Here is a 16,619-nt window from a genome sequence, read left to right as displayed (position 1 = left end):
GCAAGAATATTCGCATGACCGCTCGAGACTCTTCCGCCTCCGCCACAGCGACCGATCGCCCTCGGCTGACCAGCCAGCTGCTGCGTCGCAAGTCGATCACCAGCATGGTCGAGGATACCCAGGACGCGTCCACGGGCGGACTGCGCAGAACCTTCGGCGTCTTCCAGCTGACGATGATCAGCGTCGGCGCCACCTTGGGCACGGGCATCCTCGTCATCCTCGGCGAGGCCGTGCCGATCGCCGGTCCTGCCATCTGGCTGGCATTCATCCTGGCCGGCATCACCGCCCTGCTCTCCGCCGTCAGCTATGCGGAGATGGCGGGCATGGTCCCGGTGTCGGGATCAAGCTATTCGTACTCCTATGCGACCCTCGGCGAAGGCATGGCCTGGGTCTGCGGGTGGTGTCTCGTCCTCGAATATGCGGTCTCCGTGGCCGCAGTGGCCGTCGGTGCCGCCGACTACGTCAACGAAACGCTGCGGATCTTCGGTCTGTCCCTGCCGCCGTCGCTGACGGCCGGCCCCGGGGTTGCAGACAGCCCCGGCGGAGTCATCAACCTCTCGGCGCTCATCGTCGTCCTCCTCGCCACCATCCTGCTGATGCGCGGGGCCAAGGAGTCCGCCGTCGTCAACACGGTCATCGTGTTCGTCAAGCTCGGCATCCTCGTGTTCTTCGCCATCGTCGCCTTCACCGCATTCAAAGCCGGCAACTTCGCACCGATGCTGCCCATGGGCGCCGCCGGAGTCACTGCCGCGGCCTCGAGCGTGTTCTTCTCCTACATCGGCTTCGACGCGGCCTCGACCGCCGGTGAAGAGGCGAAGAACCCGAAGCGGGATCTGCCGCGGGCGATCATCCTCTCCATGGTCATCGTCACCACGATGTACGTCCTGGTCGCGGTCGCTGCGATCGGCGCACGGCAATGGCAGTGGTTCGAGACATCGACGGCTCCCCTGGTCCAGATCGTCCACGAACTCACGCAGTCGAACCTCGCGGTCTTCATCTTCGCCGTCTCCGCGGTGCTCGCGATCCTCTCGGTCGTCATCACGGTCCTCTACGGACAGTCCCGCATCCTGCTCACCATGTCCCGCGACGGCATGGTTCCGAAGGTCTTCGGCATCGTCTCCCCGCGCACGGGCACTCCCCTGGTGGGAACCCTGGTCACGGGCGTCCTCGTGGCGATCACCGCGGCGCTGATTCCACTCGGCGAGCTCGCGAATGCGACGAGCATCGGCACCCTCTTCGCCTTCTGCCTCGTCAACGTCGCCGTCATCTACCTGCGGTTCAAACGTCCGGACCTGCCGCGTTCGTTCAAGGTGCCCTTCGGGCCGACCATCCCGATCCTCGGCTCACTGGCGTGCGCGTTCCTCATGATCAACCTCGGCGGAACCACCTGGGTGGTCTTCGGCCTGTGGATGCTCGTCGGCTTCGTCGTCTACCTGACCTACAGCCGCCGCCACTCCCGTGTCGGAGCACTCAGCGCCACAGACTACCGCGCCAGCCACGACGACTGAGGCTCGGGTGAGAGCGGATCGACGCGCACTAAACCTCCGTGACGTCACTAAACGACCCCGGCGCCACGCGTTTTTAGTGACGCCGGGGAGGTTTAGTGAGAAAGGTCGGCGGTTCAGCCGCGGCGGGTGCGGGCGACTTCGTAGAGGGAGACGGCCGCGGCGATGCCCGCGTTGAGGGACTCCGTGGTCGCGGCGATCGGGACCGACACGATCTGGTCGCACTTGTCGGCGATGAGGCGCGAGATGCCCTTGCCCTCGGAGCCGACGACGATGCACACCGGGTCGCGGCTGAAGGTCAGCTCCGGCAGCTCGACGTCTCCGTCCATGTCGAGTCCGACGACGAAGACGTTCTGCTTCTTGAGCTCGTCGATGGCGCGAGCCAGATTGACGACCTGTGCGACCCTGATGCGGGCCGCGGCACCGGCGGAGGTCTTCCACGCGGCGGCGGTCATCGAGGCTGCGCGGCGCTGCGGGATGATGACGCCGTGGCCGCCGAAGGCCGCGGTGGAGCGGACGATCGCACCGAGGTTGCGCGGGTCGGTGATGCCGTCGAGCGCGACGAGCAGCGGCGCCTCGGCACGATCGGCGGCGTCTTCGAGCAGGTCACGGGGCTCGGCATATTCGTAGGGCGGGATCTGCAGAGCGATGCCCTGATGGATCGCGTCGTCGGTGAGTCGGTCGAGGTCGGGCTTGCTCGCCTCGAGCATCGAGATGCCGCGCTTGGTCGCCAGGGTGATGGCCTCGCGGACACGGTCATCGGAATCGATCCGTCCGGCGACGTACATCGCGGTTGCGGGAACGTCCTCGCGCAGGGCCTCGAGCACCGAGTTGCGCCCGGCGACCATGTTCGGGCCGTTCTCCTTCTTGCGGCGTTTGGCCTGCGCCGAGGCGTTGGCGGCCTTCTTGTTCGCCGTCGCCTTGTGCGCCTTGTGGTAGACGCGGTCCTCGGCCTTGGGCGTGGGGCCCTTGCCGCGCAGGCTGCGCTTGTTCTTGCCGCCGGAGCCCTTGGTCGGGCCCTTCTTCGAGCCGCCGGCGCGTGGGGTGGAAGCCATGTGAATCCTTAAGAGTCGTCAGTGGTCACGAACCGGAGCTCGTCACCGGGAGAGTGTATTGAAAACTGTGCTGTGCAGGTTGCAGTGGACGTGTCAGATGTCGAACGTCTCAGCTGTCTTTGAGGTGGTAGCGGTAGCCGTCCGCCGTGTCCTCGATGACGATTCCGGCAGATGCCAGATTGTCCCGGATCGCATCGGCCGTGGCAAAGTCCTTCTCCGCCTTGGCTGCGGACCGCTGCGCGGCGAGCGCGTCGACGAGGGAATCCAGCGCCGATTCCACGGTCGCATTCGCTCCCGAGCCGGCCCACGCCTCGGCGCTGGGATTGACTCCCAGGATATCGAGCATCAGCTCCACCTGGGCGACGATCCGACTGAGCGTGTTCCGATCCTGGCCGGAGTCGAGGAGCTTCGCGCCCTCGGTGACCGTCGCGAAGACCTCGGACAGGGCACGAGGCACGCCGAGGTCGTCATCGAGTGCCGCGGCGAATTCGTCGGGTACGTCGACGCTGCGGCCCGCATAGGCGTCGCTGACGTCGGGAAGTGCGGGAGCGTCGGCTCCGAGCGCCTGCCGGGCCCGCTGCAGGAAGTTCGCCAAGCGGTCGAGCGAGGCGGTCTGCCGGTCCATGGCCTCAGGTGAGAACTCGAGGATCGACCGGTAGCTGGCGCCGGTGAGGAAGTAGCGCACGGCCAGCGGACTGTAGCGATCGAAGAGCTCGGAGGCGAACACGGAGTTGCCCAAGGACTTCGACATCTTGTCCCCGCCCACATTGAGCAGGCCCGAATGCATCCAGATGTTGGCGAACCGGTCACCGGCCGCCCGCGACTGAGCCAGCTCGTTCTCGTGATGGGGGAAGCGCAGATCCAGCCCGCCGCCGTGGATGTCGAAATTCTCGCCGAGGTACTTCGTCGACATGGCCGAGCACTCGATGTGCCAGCCCGGTCGGCCCCGACCCCATGGTGCCGGCCACGAGGCGGTTCCGGGCTCACCGGGCTTGTGCGCCTTCCACAGCGCGAAGTCCCTGGCGTCTTTCTTGCCCCGCATGTCCGCATCGTTCGCGGGCTCCATGTCATCGAGACGCTGGTTGGTCAGTGCGCCGTAGTCGGCCCACGAGGCGGCCGCGAAGTACACATCGCCGCTGTCGTCGAGAGCCGGGTAGGCGTATCCGGCATCGATGAGTCGATCGATGAGCTCGATCATCTCCGTGATGTGCCCCGTAGCGCGGGGTTCGTAGCTGGGAGGCAGCACATCGAGGGCGGCATAGGCCTGGGTGAAGGCCCGTTCGTACTTGAAGGCGTGGGCGAACCAGTCTCGACCCACCTCGGCGGACTTCGACAGGATCTTGTCGTCGATGTCGGTGACGTTGCGGACCAAGGTGACGCTGTAGCCGCGGTACATCAGCCAGCGTCGGAGCTGATCGAAGACCGAGGCGGAGCGCAGGTGGCCGATGTGGGGCTCGCCCTGCACCGTGGCACCACAGACGTAGATGCCCACGTGCCCGGCATTGACGGGGCGCAGTTCTTCGGTGGTGCGGCTGGCGGTGTTGTACAGAGCGATAGTCACGCACACAAGTCTACCGGGGACTGCGGGCCTGGTGCCGCCTCAGCAGATATCATGACCGCCGGGCGGGTATGAAGTGTCTGACACTTGTTACACGACTGTTGCACAGCTCACGTGACGCGAGGCACATTTCACAGAGAGCTCACAGTAAACTGGTGCCAAGTCAACGAGGCCGCGTCTGCTCTGCCCCGGGGAGAACCCTCGAAAGCGGTGCGCGACCTTGCCGGCGGCAGGGTCACAGCAGACCGTCTCACCGGCATCAGCCTCACAACAATGTGGTTGGACAGAAAGGACACACCATGTCTTCCACCAAAGCACCCCAGAGGGAGGTCTTCGTCTCCCGTTCCGCGTTCATCTTCGCGGCAATCGGCTCGGCGGTCGGCCTCGGCAACATCTGGCGCTTCCCATACGTGACCTACGACAACGGCGGCGGGGCCTTCATCATCCCGTACCTGGTCGCACTGCTGACCGCAGGAATCCCGCTGCTCTTCTTCTATTATGCGATGGGCCACCGGTCCCGAGGATCGGCTCCGCTGGCCTACCGCATGGTGCACAAGTCGGCGGAACCGATCGGCTGGTTCGCCACGGGCATCGCGATCGTCATCGGCATCTACTATGCCGCGATCATGGCCTGGGCGGGTTCGTACATGATCTTCTCGCTCAATGAGGCCTGGGGCGACGACGCAGAGGGATTCTTCTTCGGCGAATACCTCAAGATGGGCGATCCGGGCATCTCGTTCGAGTTCGTCCCGGCCGTGCTCATTCCCGTGATCATCGTCTGGATCCTCGTCCTAGGCATCCTTCTGCTGGGTGTGCAGAAGGGCATCGCCCGCTTCTCGAAGATCTTCATCCCGCTGCTCATCGTCCTGTTCCTCGCGCTGGTCGTCCGTTCGCTGTTCCTCCCCGGTGCCGCCGAGGGATTGAACGCCCTCTTCACTCCGGACTTCGCAGCGCTGGCGGATCCAGGAGTGTGGATTGCGGCCTACGGACAGATCTTCTTCTCTCTGTCGATCGCCTTCGGCATCATGATCACCTACGCCTCATACCTGAAGAAGAAGACGAACCTCACCGGCGCCGGCCTCGTCGTCGGCTTCTCGAACTCCGCGTTCGAGATCCTCGCCGGCATCGGCATCTTCGCCGCACTCGGCTTCATGGCCGCGGCGCAGGGAGTCGAGGTCGCAGACGTGGCCACCGACGGCATCGGCCTGGCCTTCGTCGGCTTCCCGGCCCTGATCTCCGAGATGCCGGGCGGGCCGATCTTCGGCTTCGTGTTCTTCGCCTGCCTCGTCTTCGCCGGATTGACATCGATGATCTCAATCGTCCAGGTACCCGTCCAGGCTCTGCGCGAGAAGTTCGGCGTGGGCAACAAATCCTCGACGCTCTTCGTCGGCGGCGGCATGGCGGTCATCTCGATTCTGCTCATGCCCACGGTCACCGGCCTGTACGCCCTGGACACCATGGACGCCTGGGCCAACAACATCGGCATCGTCGGCTCGGCCGTCCTCGCGATCGTCTCCGTGGGCTGGCTGCTGCGCAAGCTGCCGATGTTCAGCCGCCACCTCAACGCGGTGTCGAGCTTCAAGCTCGGCATCACCTGGATGATCCTCATCTCGATCACCGGCGTGGTGCTCGTCTACATGCTCATCACGCAGATCATCACCTTCATCACCGAAGGCTATGAGGGATATCCGGGTCTGATCACCGGCACCTTCGGCTGGGGCATGATCGGCGTCCTCATCGTTGCCGCGGTCGTGCTCTCGCTCATCAGGTGGCCGAAGACGACTTTGGCTGAGATGGACGCCGCGATCGCCGACTCGGTCGCCAACGAGAACACCGCCACAGGCAAGTCCGCCAATGGAACGACTGACAATGGAACGTCCGCCAACGAGAACAAGGGAGTCTGACCATGGGCACATCAGCCATCGTCATGATGATCATCGCCATCGTCACCGTGTGGGGCGGCCTCGGAGCCGCGATCGTGCACCTGCGCAAGCACCCCGACGAGGAGTGAGCGCGCCGCCGATCTGAGCGCAGACGGCCCGATTCCCGACATGGGGATCGGGCCGTCTTCTCATTCGGCGACGCGCACTGGTCGTGAGAGCCGTGCCTGGTTAGGGTGGGGCTGTACGAACTCATCGTCGGGCGTGCATATGACCTTGATCAGCCTCAGCGCACAAGGTCCTGACCACTGCCCACAGCACTAGGAGACGCAATGCCACAGACCGTCAAAGGTGTCATCTCCCGCAGCAAGGGAGCGCCGGTCGAACTCACCGACATCGTCATCCCCGATCCGGGCCCGGGCGAGGTCATCGTCGATGTGAAGTCGTGCGGCGTCTGCCACACGGACTTCCACTACCGCGAGGGCGGAATCAGCGACGACTACCCGTTCCTGCTCGGCCACGAATCAGCCGGCACGGTCTCAGAGATCGGCGAAGGCGTCACCGACGTCGAGGTGGGCGATTTCGTCATCCTCAACTGGCGTGCGATCTGCGGCGAGTGCCGGGCCTGCAAGCGCGGGGAACCCTGGTACTGCTTCGACACCCACAACGCCTCCCAGAAGATGACGCTGCCCGATGGCACCGAGCTCGAGGCAGCGCTGGGCATCGGTTCCTTCGCAGAGAAGACCCTGGTCGCGGCCGGACAGTGCACGAAGGCCCCCGAGGCTGATCCCGCTGTCGTGGGTCTGCTGGGGTGCGGCGTCATGGCCGGAATCGGCGCGGCCATCAACACGGGCGAAGTCACCCGCGGCAAGTCGGTGGCGGTCATCGGCTGCGGCGGCGTCGGCTGCGCATCCATCGCCGGTTCGGCCCTAGCCGGTGCGGGCACGATCATCGCGCTCGACATCGATGATACGAAGCTCGAGTGGGCAAAGGAACTCGGCGCCACCCATACGGTCAACACTCGCGGCAAGAGCGAGGACGAGGTCGTCGCGGCGATCCAGGAGCTGACCGGAGGCTTCGGCGCCGATGTCGCCATCGACGCTGTGGGCCGTCCGGAGACCTGGCGTCAGGCCTTCTACGGTCGTGATCTCGCAGGCACCGTGGTGCTCGTGGGCGTTCCGACTCCGGAGATGGAGCTCAGCGTGCCTCTGCTCGACGTCTTCGGCCGCGGTGGCCGCCTGAAGTCCTCCTGGTACGGCGACTGCCTGCCCGAGCGGGATTTCCCGATGCTCGTCGACCTGTACCAGCAGGGGCGCGTACCGTTGGAGAAGTTCGTGTCCGAGCGCATCGGAATCGGCGACGTCGAGGAGGCATTCGAGAAGATGAGCCAAGGCAAAGTACTGCGATCGGTGGTGGAGTTCTGATGACGGCAATCGAGCATCTCGTCACGTCCGGCACGTTCTCGCTCGACGGCGGGACCTGGGACGTCGACAACAACGTCTGGATCGTCGGCGACGACTCCGAAGTCATCGTCATCGATCCCGCGCACGACGTCAACGCCATCGCGGAGAAGGTCGGGGCGCGAGAGGTCAAGGCGATCCTGCTGACCCACGGTCACGATGACCACGTCGGAGTCGTGCGCGACTTCGCCCATCGTGTGGGCAACCCGCCCGTCCATCTCAACCCCGCCGACCACGTCCTGTGGGACATGACCTATGACAGCTACCGCCCCGATGCGGAGATCTCCGACGGAGACACCTGGAACGTCGGTGGGGTGAGGGTCAAGGCCCTGCACACTCCCGGCCACTCTCCCGGTTCGACCTGCTTCTTCATCGAAACCGGGCTGCCGGTTCCCGCCTCGGCGGGCGCAGGCAGCGCAGTCGGCCCGGTGCTCTTCTCCGGAGACACGCTCTTCCACGGCGGCCCGGGAGCGACCGGGCGCTCGCATTCGAGCTTCGATACGATCATCGAATCGATCAGGGATGTCCTGTTCAAACTCCCTGCCGCCACGGTCGTCCTCACCGGACACGGTCCTTCGACATCGATCGGTTCCGAAGCTCCGTCCCTGGAGGGCTGGATCAAACGCGGAGAGTGAGACTCTTCAACCGCTGACGATGCCGTGGTCGCAGATCTGCGACCACGGCATCTCTTCGTCCCCACCGTGCTGTCTCACAATTGTGGTGGGAGGTTAGACTCATCTGGTGCCTGAATCTCAATCGCCGCAGTCCCCCGTGCCCGCAGACTCGTCATCAGCCTCGGTGACACCTGAGACAGCGCAGTTCGGGGCCGGCCTCAAAGTCGGAATGAAGCCTCGCCACCTGGTCATGATGAGCCTCGGGTCGGCGATCGGCGCCGGCCTCTTCGTCGGCTCGGGCGCCGGCGTCCAGGCTGCCGGTCCAGCCGTCCTCATCTCCTACGTGGTGGCCGGACTCATCGTCATCTTCGTCATGCGCGCCCTCGGAGAGCTCGTGGCCGCCGATCCGAACCCCGGGGCCTTCTCCCACTACGCCGGCCGAGCCATGGGTCCGGCGGCCGCATTCGCCGTCGGAGCCCTGTGGTGGGTCCAGCTCTGCCTCGTCGTCGCCGCAGAAGCCACCGCCGCCGCGCAGATCGCGGCCAACTACATCCCAGCGATCCCGCAATGGGTCATCGCCCTGGCCATCATGGTCATCTTCACCGCGATCAACCTCACCACCTCGGGCAGCTTCGGTGAGTTCGAGTTCTGGTTCTCCCTCATCAAGGTCGCGTTCGTGACTCTGTTCCTCGTCCTCGGTGCCGCATACCTGTTCGGCTGGACTCCCGCGGAACCGCCTGCGGCCGTCTTCACCGACGGATTCATGCCCACCGGGCTACCCGGAGTCGCCGCCGGTCTCCTCGTCGTGGCCTTCGCCTTCGGTGGCATCGAGATCGTGGCGGTCGCTGCGGCCGAGACCGCGGACCCCAGCCGCAGCGTGACCCAGGCGATCAAGACCATCGTGTGGCGCATCCTGTTCCTCTACATTGGTTCCGTGGCGGTCATCGTCCTCGTCCTCGACTGGAACGACGAACGGCTGACCGAGTCGCCCTTCGTCGCGGTCCTCAACACTGCCGGTCTTCCGGTCATCGCCTCGCTTCTGGCCGCGGTCATCGTCATCGCGCTGCTGTCGTCGATGAATGCCAACATCTACGGCGCCTCGAGAATGGCGTTCTCCATGTCCGAGCGGAGAATGCTGCCGGCGGGACTGGGCAGCACGACCAAACGCGGCGTTCCGGTGGCCGCGGTCCTGGCCACCTCGGCGTTCGGCTTCGTGGCAGTGGCGCTGAACTACTTCTGGGCCGCCGAGGTGCTCGGGGTGCTGCTCAACATCGTCGGGTCCACGCTCATCGTCACGTGGGTCGTGACCCTGGTGTCCCAGATCATCATCCGGCGCCGTGCCGAAGCCGCCGGCGAGGAGCTGCCCTTGAAGATGTGGCTCTTCCCCTGGCTGTCCTATGCGACGCTGGCGGGGATCGCGATGATCATCATCCTCGGCCTGACCGTGGAATCAGTGCGCACCCAGATTCTGGGCACCCTGGTCTTCTCTGCCGCGCTCTACGGAATCGGCTACCTGGTCACACGCAAGCGCAGGGCCTGAGCCAGTTCGCGCAGTGCCGGTGCGCGTTCGGCTTCTCGCACGATCCAGCCGTCGAGCATGTCGCGGGTCTGGCCCTCGTGACGGCCGAAGTGTCGGCCCGCGTACTCGCTGACGTCGATGGGGACGAATCGATCCAATGCGTCCAGTACGAGCCCCGCGACTCGGACCGACATCGGCACCCGGATGCCGGTGACGGCATAAACAGCCTCGGCGGAGGCCCGCGCGGGTCTTCGCAGGTGAGTCCTCAACTCAGTCCAGCTCCCCTCACGGATGCTCAGCTCAGCGACGTAGGGAATGAACACCGCGGGCGGTCCGGAGACCATTGCGGCCGGGACTCCGACGAGGAGGCCGCCGAGCTCGCGGCGCAGTTCTCCCACGGTCTCCCGGCGGCCGCTGGCCATGAACACAGGCATCCCGGGCGGTTGCCAGTAACGGACGTTGCGGCCAGTCGTCCGCTCGGACAGGAGCGCAGGCGAGAAGACGAGGACTTCGGAATCAGGGAACATCGACCCCGCAACCTCCTGGTCCCCGTCGACCTGGCTGGTGATCGCGATGATGCCGGGGCGAAGAGAGACGATCGAGGCGGCCACCGAGTCGTCGAGGTCGCCCGGTCGAGTCGTGAGCACCACGAGGTCCCACGAGTCCGAACTCACCGCAGCCCAATCGACCACGGGCACCCGTCGAGCAGACCCCTTCCCGAGGAAGCCCACCTGCCGCGGGTATGCAGCCTCCCGGGAATGCACTGTGTCCGGAGAATGTGCTGCGTCTGGGGAATGTGCAGCGTCGGGAGCCGAACCAGCAGAGCGTGAGACCACGACCGCTTCGTGCCGTTTGCCGAACAGCGCAGCGGCTGCGATGCCGATCGCCCCGGCACCTTGGAACACGACCTTCATACCGAACTCACTGCACTGTCGGCGGCGCAGCCGAATCGTCGCCGTGCGCAACCGGATAGACAAGAGCATTCGCGATCGCCGCAATGCCTTCGCCGCGACCTGTCAGGCCGAGTGCATCGGTCGTCGTCCCGGACACCGATACGGCAGCACCGGCGGCCTGGGACAGAGCCCGTTGGGCTTCGATCCGTCTGGTGCCGATCTTCGGACGGTTGCCGATGACCTGGACGGAGACATTGCCGATCTCGAAACCTGCAGCGCGAACCTGCCGTGCCGCCTCGGCGAGGAGAGTGGCCCCGGAAGCTCCGGCGAATTCGGGACGGTCGACGCCGAAATGCTGGCCAAGATCGCCGATGCCGGCGGCGGAGAACAGCGCATCGCAGCACGCATGGGCGGCGACGTCGGAATCGGAGTGGCCTTCGAGCCCGCGTTCGCCGGGCCAGAGCAGTCCCGCCACCCAGAGTTGACGTTCGCGATCGTCGGAGTAAGAGTGGACGTCCACTCCGATCCCGGTGCGCGGAATCACCATGGTCATGGTCGCTCTCCTTGTTCGTTCGCGGCATCCCTCATCGTGTCGTCCCTCGTCGTCGCATCCCGCTTCCTCGCGATGTGCTCGCCGAGCACGAGATCGAGAGGATAGGTGATCTTCAGCGCTTCATCATCACCGTCGACGGCGACAACGTCGACTCCGAGGCGCTCGATGAGCCCCGCATCGTCCGTGGCTGCGACGACGCCAGGACCCATGGCTGCCAGATCGGTGGTGTATCTCTCGTGTGCTCGGCGCAGTGCGGAAGCTGTGAAACCCTGCGGAGTTTGAACCCGACGGAGGCTCGAGCGGTCGAGATCACCGTGGAGGACCTCAACGGTCGGTAAGTCCTGGTCGATTTCGGCGTCGGATTCGACCAGGACTTGCCAACCGTTGGCGCCTGTGCGCGGACCGTTGGCGCCTGTGCGCGGACCGTTGGCGCCTGTGCGCGGATCGTTCCGCGGATCGTTTGCATGTGTGCGCGGTTCGTTGGCGTCTCTGCGCGGTTGTTGAGGGGCCGCGGGTTCAGTGTGCGTGTGGTTCTGTGCCGGTCGGCACTCCGCGCGGCGGACGGTGTCGGTCATGGGCAGGACGGGGATGACAGCCTCGGCGCCTGCACGGACTGCTGCGACCACGCGGCGGAAGACCACGGGTGGTGTCAACGCGCGGGCGGCATCGTGGACGAGCACGATGTCGGCGCCCCCAGCATGTTGCAAGGCCAATTGCACAGATTCTATTCGATCATTTCCGCCTGCTACAGCCGTGATTTGAATTCCAGAAACCCCAGAACTTGAATCTCTCTGTGCCGAATTCAAAATGGAATCGATCTCGCTGCGGGCATGCATCAAAAACTCCTCGGGAGCGGCAACCACAATTGTGGAGGCAACTCCCGAGGAGATGATCGTCTCGAGACTGCGAACCAGAAGGCTCCTCCCGTTCACCCGGACGAAGGCCTTCGGATCCGAACTTCCGAGGCGTGATCCCGACCCTGCGGCCGGAACGATGACGCAGGTACTCAGGACGCGAGCACTTCGTCCAGAATGGCCTCGGCTTCGGATTCCTCTTTCTTCTCGGCCAATGCGAGTTCGGAAACGAGGATCTGACGAGCCTTGGACAACATGCGCTTCTCACCGGTCGACAAGCCACGATCCTGCTCGCGACGCCAGAGGTCACGAACGACTTCGGCGACCTTGATCACGTCACCGGACTGCAGCTTCTCAAGGTTCGCCTTGTAGCGACGAGACCAGTTGGTCGGCTCTTCGACGAATTCGGCGCGGAGGACGTTGAAGACCTTCTCCACACCTTCTTCACCAACGACATCCCGGACACCGACGAGGTCACAGTTGTCTGCCGGCACCTCGATCACTAGATCACCATGGGCGACCTGGAGCTTGAGATACAGTTTCTCCTCACCTTTAATGGTTCGTTTTTTGATTTCTTGGATTGTCGCTGCACCGTGATGTGGATAGACAACAGTGTCGCCGACCTGGAAACTCATATTCTCTTCAAACCCCTTTCGCGGACTTCCAGTTTACCATGAGGCGCGCCACAGAAATCGTTCAGGGGACGGATTCCTCATGCTAGGCTCCGCTGTGCGGCTCAGCCCCCGGGGCTCATCTCGGGCGATGTCGGCAATCCCACGGTCAGAACCACTGCGGCCCCGCCCGGGCTCCCCGAGCGAAACGCACTCAGCCCCGCCCAACCCCTTCGACCGGAACGCGTCCGGTCTGATTTCCGGTTCTACGGCCGGTCAAAAACCGGGTAGTATACAGATTGATCTTGTATTGCCACTTCAAGGAGCATAATGAAACGGCACAACCGCGCGGCACTCGCAGTTGCCGCACTCGCTCTCGTCATTCCCGTCAGCGGCTGTGCAAGCCTGCTGTCACCGCACCAGACCGCTGAGTACAGCTACAACGCCGGTGACGGTGCATGGGGATCGATCGGAGACGTCGAGGTTCGCGGTCTGATGCTCATCATGGACGAATCCGGCGAGGGCCCGGCCCAGCTGTTCTTCACCCTCATCAACAAGGGCGACTCCTCCGCCAAGGTCTCCTTGGACGTCGGCGGGAAGAAGACGACGGAGTCGGTCAAGGCCGGCGAGACCTTCGTGCAGGATCCCGAGAGCCCGGCCTCGGACTCTTCGGAGCCCATCATCGTCGACAGCCTCAAGGCGCAGCCCGGCGACCTGGCCGACGTCACCGTCAAGGTCGGCGATGACGAGAAGACGATCCGGACCCAGGTCCTGTCGAACGCACTCCCGTACTACGAAGAGTACGTTCCCACCGAGGAGCCGTCGGAGTCGCCCAGCGAAGAAGCGACTCAGACCAGCGAGGCATCGCAGACCGGTGAGGCAGACGCCTCCGGCGAAACCGGCCAGACGGGCGAAGCAGACGCCACCGGCCAGACGGGCGAGCAGGGCGCGTCAGCTGCAGTCAACGGCTGACCACAGCCGCACGAGAGCCGTACCACAGAAGGAGCCGCCCACTGCATGCGGGCGGCTCTTTCTGTGCTGTGGAGGAATGCCGGCGATCAGGCCTCGAACTTGTAGCCGAGCCCGCGCACTGTGGTAAGGAGGCGCGGCTCCGACGGGTTCTCCTCGACCTTGGCACGCAGACGCTTGACGTGGACGTCGAGGGTCTTCGTGTCCCCCACGTAGTCTTCGCCCCAGATCCGATCGATGAGCTGGCCGCGGGTCATCACTCGGCCGGAGTTGCGGATGAGGATCTCGAGCAGCTCGAACTCCTTCAGCGGCATCGACAGCTCGTCGCCGCGGACGCTGACGACGTGTCGTTCGACGTCGATGCGCACTCCCCCGGCTTCGAGCACCGACTCGTCATCGAAGGCTTCCGATTCGACGTTGCGTCGCAGCACCGCTCGCACTCGGGCCAGCAGCTCACGGGAGGAGTAGGGCTTGGTGACGTAGTCGTCTGCGCCGAGTTCGAGCCCCACCACCTTGTCGATCTCCGAGTCCTTGGCGGTGAGCATGATGATCGGCACATTGGATTTTGCGCGCAGCTCCCGACACACCTCGGTACCGGAGACTCCCGGCAACATGAGATCGAGGAGAACCAGGTCGGCACCGTTGCGGTCGAAGTCTGCAAGAGCCTTCAAACCATCTTCGGCAACAGTCACCTCGTACCCTTCCTTGCCGAGCAGGTACGACAGCGGGTCCGAGAACGAATCCTCGTCCTCAACAAGCAGAATTCGAGTCACGTCGTGAGCTTCCTTTGTTCGCTTTCGGTTGTCAAAACCTGGGTTGTCTCATTCTCCACGGCGCTGACATCCTTGTCATCGTCATCGTCATGTTCGCTCGAATCATCGGCATCTGCATCACTGGTATCCGCATCGCCGGTATCTGTGCCATCGGCATCTCCATCACCGGTATCCGCGTCAGTCGCATCTGCGTCCTCGGCCTGAGCCGAGTGCTCGAGGAGGACCCCGTCGGGCGCCGAGGAAGTCGCCTCGTCATCGGCAGCGTTGCCTGCCAGCGGCAGCACGATGGTGAAGGTCGACCCCTTGCCGAGGCGGCTCCAGACCTTCACCTGTCCACCGTGAGTGGCGATGATGTGCTTGACGATGCTCAGCCCCAGCCCGGTTCCGCCGGTGATCCGCGACCGGGCCGGGTCGACGCGGTAGAACCGCTCGAAGACCCTCTCCGTGTCCTGGGTGGAGAGTCCGATGCCCTGGTCGGTCACGGAGATCTCAACGCGTTCATCGACGAGTTCGACGCCGACGCCGATGCGAGTCCCATCGGGTGAGTAGTTGATCGCATTGTCGATGAGGTTGCGCACTGCGTTGACGAGGAGCTCGTAGTTGCCTTCGATGAGCAGCCTGCTCGGAGGTGAGACCTCGATGTGGATGTTCTTGCCCTCCGCATGCGTGCGGGCACGGTCAGCGGCATCGTCGACCACCTCGGCGGCGGAGATCTTCTCCGTCGCAGACGGAGCCGTATGGTCCTGGACGCGAGAGAGATCGATGATCTCCTGCACCAGCTGGGTCAGGCGCTTCGACTCTCGCTGCATCCGGCCGCCGAAGCGTTCGACGGCCTGCGGATCGTCGGCGAAGTCGGTCACTGCCTCGGCCAGAAGCGACATCGCACCGATGGGGGTCTTGAGTTCGTGGGAGACGTTGGCGACGAAGTCACGTCGAACGGCATCGACGCGCTTCGACTCGGTCTGATCGTCGCAGAGGACGAGGACGAAGGCCGTGCCCAAGGGAGCCACGCGAGCATGGAGGAAACGCAGCACCGAGTCCGCCTGCTCACGTTTCTGTTCGAGCTCGATCTCTTCGATGAGGCCTCTGGAGCGGACCCGTCCGACCATGCGCAGCATTTCGGGAGAGGCGAGGGAGTGGCCTCTGACCAGGCCGAAGGTGTAGGCGGCCGGGGATGCTTTGACGACGTCGTCGCCGGCGTCGAGAACGATCGCGGCCGAGGGCAGCACGGCCAGCACCTCGGCGATGCCCTCCGGCAAGTCGTCCTCGGAATGCAGATCGGCAGCATCACGGGAGCGTTCGCTGAAGCGAAACGCCAGAATTCCCGCTATGCCCAGTCCCAGACCGACGATGCCGGTCAGGACCGCTACGATCAAGAGGTCCACGTCATCAAGTTTATGCGCAGTCTGCTTCACAGGCGCACCGAATCGGCCCCGGAACGTCGCTTTTGCCGAGGAATTCACCTGCATGCCAGACACTGTTCACCCAATCGTGGAAAGCTGACGACAGTGTGCCGGTCGTGACTGGATCGCCACTCGTATCCGGACTACTGTCCACCCCAAGACGAGATGAGCCCCCAAGACGACATGAGGCACGCCAGCCTCGCAAGAGATTCACGAGATTAAGGAACCGTTGTCAATGCGCGAAGTCTTCAGAAATGAGCTGGACGAGCTGGCCACGCAGCTGGTCGACATGTCCATCAAGGTCCACGAGGCCGTTCGCCTGGCGAACCAGGCCCTGCGCAGCAACGACCTCGAGCTGGCAGAGAAGGTCATCGAGGCCGACGCCACGATCGACCACATGCAGTACGCGCTCGACCAGCAGGCCGCTGAGATGCTTGCCCTGCAGGCCCCCGTCGCCGCAGATCTGCGCGCGGTCATCGGCTCCCTGCGGATGTCCGCGTCCCTCGAGCGCATGGGCGACCTGGCTCGCCACATCGCCCAGCAGGTGCGCATCCGCTACCCGGAGTCGGCGATTCCCGACCACTTCGCCGACACGTTCACCCGGATGGGCGAGTCCGGGGAGAAGATCGCCGAGGCGACCGAGAACCTGCTGTCGAACCCGGGCCTGACCGCTGTGCCCACGATCAACGCGATTGACGAGGAGCTCGACGAGCTGCACTTGAGCGTCTTCGCCAAGCTCGCTGAGGAACCGGCCGGTGCGCTTGCGCCCCGCCATATCGCCGATGTCACGCTGCTTTCGCGCTACTACGAACGCTTCGGCGACCACGCGGTGTCCGTATCCCAGAAGGTCGAATACCTGCTCACCGGCAACTGGGAGCCCTACCTGTCGAAGAAGTGACAGGTCCGCCACCGAGGTGGCACCGCAAATGAGACAAGCACGATCGCCGAGGTGATGGCTGGCCGGCCGCCACC

16 protein-coding genes are annotated in these 16,619 nt (G+C 64.4%); 8 read left to right on the top strand and 8 right to left on the bottom strand.

From position 1 onward, the window contains the following. The first annotated feature begins 14 nt into the window (after positions 1–14). On the top strand, positions 15–1,508 hold the full coding sequence (locus tag BLT92_RS12845; protein WP_092106115.1) for an amino acid permease: 1,494 nt from the start codon (positions 15–17) through the stop codon (positions 1,506–1,508). 113 nt (positions 1,509–1,621) lie between these two features. Here the strand turns inward: BLT92_RS12845 and rlmB are convergent, their stop codons facing one another. Continuing rightward, positions 1,622–2,560 carry a 23S rRNA (guanosine(2251)-2'-O)-methyltransferase RlmB gene (gene rlmB / locus BLT92_RS12840; RefSeq protein WP_092106113.1) on the bottom strand — a complete coding sequence of 313 codons (939 nt, stop codon included), beginning with the start codon at positions 2,558–2,560 and terminating at the stop codon, positions 1,622–1,624. Between the two features lie 109 nt (positions 2,561–2,669). Beyond that, positions 2,670–4,121, bottom strand: coding sequence for a cysteine--tRNA ligase (cysS, locus tag BLT92_RS12835; RefSeq protein ID WP_092109292.1), 1,452 nt, complete (start codon positions 4,119–4,121; stop codon positions 2,670–2,672). Between the two features lie 296 nt (positions 4,122–4,417). Between cysS and BLT92_RS12830 the strand changes: the two genes are divergently transcribed. From BLT92_RS12830 to BLT92_RS12810, 5 genes are all read left to right on the top strand, one after another. Then, positions 4,418–6,022, top strand: coding sequence for a sodium-dependent transporter (locus tag BLT92_RS12830; protein WP_092106112.1), 1,605 nt, complete (start codon positions 4,418–4,420; stop codon positions 6,020–6,022). Positions 6,023–6,024: 2 nt separating this feature from the next. Beyond that, the gene (locus BLT92_RS12825; RefSeq protein WP_092106110.1) at positions 6,025–6,129 is read left to right on the top strand and encodes a methionine/alanine import family NSS transporter small subunit; all 105 of its coding nucleotides are present in this window, start codon (positions 6,025–6,027) and stop codon (positions 6,127–6,129) included. Positions 6,130–6,330: 201 nt separating this feature from the next. Further along, positions 6,331–7,422: an S-(hydroxymethyl)mycothiol dehydrogenase gene (locus BLT92_RS12820; protein WP_092106108.1), complete on the top strand. Its 1,092-nt coding sequence runs from the start codon at positions 6,331–6,333 to the stop codon at positions 7,420–7,422. After that, a complete protein-coding gene (locus BLT92_RS12815) occupies positions 7,422–8,093 on the top strand; it encodes an MBL fold metallo-hydrolase (RefSeq protein ID WP_092106106.1) in 672 nt (223 codons plus the stop codon). Before BLT92_RS12820 ends, BLT92_RS12815 begins: the two co-directional genes overlap by 1 nt. A 136-nt stretch (positions 8,094–8,229) precedes the next feature. After that, positions 8,230–9,612, top strand: coding sequence for an amino acid permease (locus BLT92_RS12810; protein WP_092106104.1), 1,383 nt, complete (start codon positions 8,230–8,232; stop codon positions 9,610–9,612). On the opposite strand, the gene BLT92_RS12805 is transcribed toward BLT92_RS12810, so the two are convergent. Genes BLT92_RS12805 through BLT92_RS12790 form a run of 4 tightly spaced genes read right to left on the bottom strand, consistent with a single transcriptional unit; the run spans position 9,582 to position 12,526 of the window. Continuing rightward, positions 9,582–10,505 (bottom strand): hypothetical protein, encoded by a 924-nt coding sequence (locus BLT92_RS12805; protein ID WP_092106102.1) that lies wholly within the window; start codon positions 10,503–10,505, stop codon positions 9,582–9,584. The genes BLT92_RS12810 and BLT92_RS12805 overlap by 31 nt on opposite strands. A 7-nt stretch (positions 10,506–10,512) precedes the next feature. After that, a complete protein-coding gene (gene ispF / locus BLT92_RS12800; RefSeq protein WP_092106100.1) occupies positions 10,513–11,037 on the bottom strand; it encodes a 2-C-methyl-D-erythritol 2,4-cyclodiphosphate synthase in 525 nt (174 codons plus the stop codon). After that, positions 11,034–12,032 (bottom strand): IspD/TarI family cytidylyltransferase, encoded by a 999-nt coding sequence (locus BLT92_RS12795; protein WP_092106098.1) that lies wholly within the window; start codon positions 12,030–12,032, stop codon positions 11,034–11,036. The genes ispF and BLT92_RS12795 overlap by 4 nt, the downstream gene beginning before the upstream one ends. A gap of 11 nt (positions 12,033–12,043) precedes the next feature. Continuing rightward, positions 12,044–12,526: a CarD family transcriptional regulator gene (locus BLT92_RS12790; RefSeq protein WP_092106096.1), complete on the bottom strand. Its 483-nt coding sequence runs from the start codon at positions 12,524–12,526 to the stop codon at positions 12,044–12,046. A gap of 306 nt (positions 12,527–12,832) precedes the next feature. On the opposite strand from BLT92_RS12790, the gene BLT92_RS12785 reads away from it, so the two are divergent. Next, complete coding sequence (locus BLT92_RS12785) at positions 12,833–13,474, top strand: BTB/POZ domain-containing protein (protein ID WP_231938813.1); 642 nt, start codon at positions 12,833–12,835, stop codon at positions 13,472–13,474. 86 nt (positions 13,475–13,560) lie between these two features. Here the strand turns inward: BLT92_RS12785 and BLT92_RS12780 are convergent, their stop codons facing one another. After that, positions 13,561–14,244, bottom strand: a complete 684-nt coding sequence (locus BLT92_RS12780; protein ID WP_092106094.1) for a response regulator transcription factor — start codon at positions 14,242–14,244, stop codon at positions 13,561–13,563. After that, positions 14,241–15,629, bottom strand: a complete 1,389-nt coding sequence (locus BLT92_RS12775; protein WP_231938812.1) for a sensor histidine kinase — start codon at positions 15,627–15,629, stop codon at positions 14,241–14,243. Before BLT92_RS12775 ends, BLT92_RS12780 begins: the two co-directional genes overlap by 4 nt. Before the next feature lie 253 nt (positions 15,630–15,882). Between BLT92_RS12775 and phoU the strand changes: the two genes are divergently transcribed. Further along, positions 15,883–16,545, top strand: a complete 663-nt coding sequence (phoU, locus tag BLT92_RS12770) for a phosphate signaling complex protein PhoU (RefSeq protein WP_092106092.1) — start codon at positions 15,883–15,885, stop codon at positions 16,543–16,545. Positions 16,546–16,619: the final 74 nt, after the last annotated feature.

It is taken from the genome of Brevibacterium picturae, from assembly GCF_900105045.1.
Lineage (GTDB): Bacteria > Actinomycetota > Actinomycetes > Actinomycetales > Brevibacteriaceae > Brevibacterium > Brevibacterium picturae.
Note: the sequence above shows the minus strand (reverse complement) of the source record. Positions and strands in the feature narration are given on the sequence as shown.

Coding starts and splice junctions, on each gene's coding strand:
- phoU (WP_092106092.1), top strand. CDS start 15,883: ATGCGCGAAGTCTTCAGAAATGAGCTGGACGAGCTGGCCACGCAGCTG.
- BLT92_RS12845 (WP_092106115.1), top strand. CDS start 15: ATGACCGCTCGAGACTCTTCCGCCTCCGCCACAGCGACCGATCGCCCT.
- BLT92_RS12805 (WP_092106102.1), bottom strand. CDS start 10,505: ATGAAGGTCGTGTTCCAAGGTGCCGGGGCGATCGGCATCGCAGCCGCT.
- rlmB (WP_092106113.1), bottom strand. CDS start 2,560: ATGGCTTCCACCCCACGCGCCGGCGGCTCGAAGAAGGGCCCGACCAAG.
- ispF (WP_092106100.1), bottom strand. CDS start 11,037: ATGACCATGGTGATTCCGCGCACCGGGATCGGAGTGGACGTCCACTCT.
- BLT92_RS12785 (WP_231938813.1), top strand. CDS start 12,833: ATGAAACGGCACAACCGCGCGGCACTCGCAGTTGCCGCACTCGCTCTC.
- BLT92_RS12825 (WP_092106110.1), top strand. CDS start 6,025: ATGGGCACATCAGCCATCGTCATGATGATCATCGCCATCGTCACCGTG.
- BLT92_RS12820 (WP_092106108.1), top strand. CDS start 6,331: ATGCCACAGACCGTCAAAGGTGTCATCTCCCGCAGCAAGGGAGCGCCG.
- BLT92_RS12815 (WP_092106106.1), top strand. CDS start 7,422: ATGACGGCAATCGAGCATCTCGTCACGTCCGGCACGTTCTCGCTCGAC.
- BLT92_RS12830 (WP_092106112.1), top strand. CDS start 4,418: ATGTCTTCCACCAAAGCACCCCAGAGGGAGGTCTTCGTCTCCCGTTCC.
- BLT92_RS12790 (WP_092106096.1), bottom strand. CDS start 12,526: ATGAGTTTCCAGGTCGGCGACACTGTTGTCTATCCACATCACGGTGCA.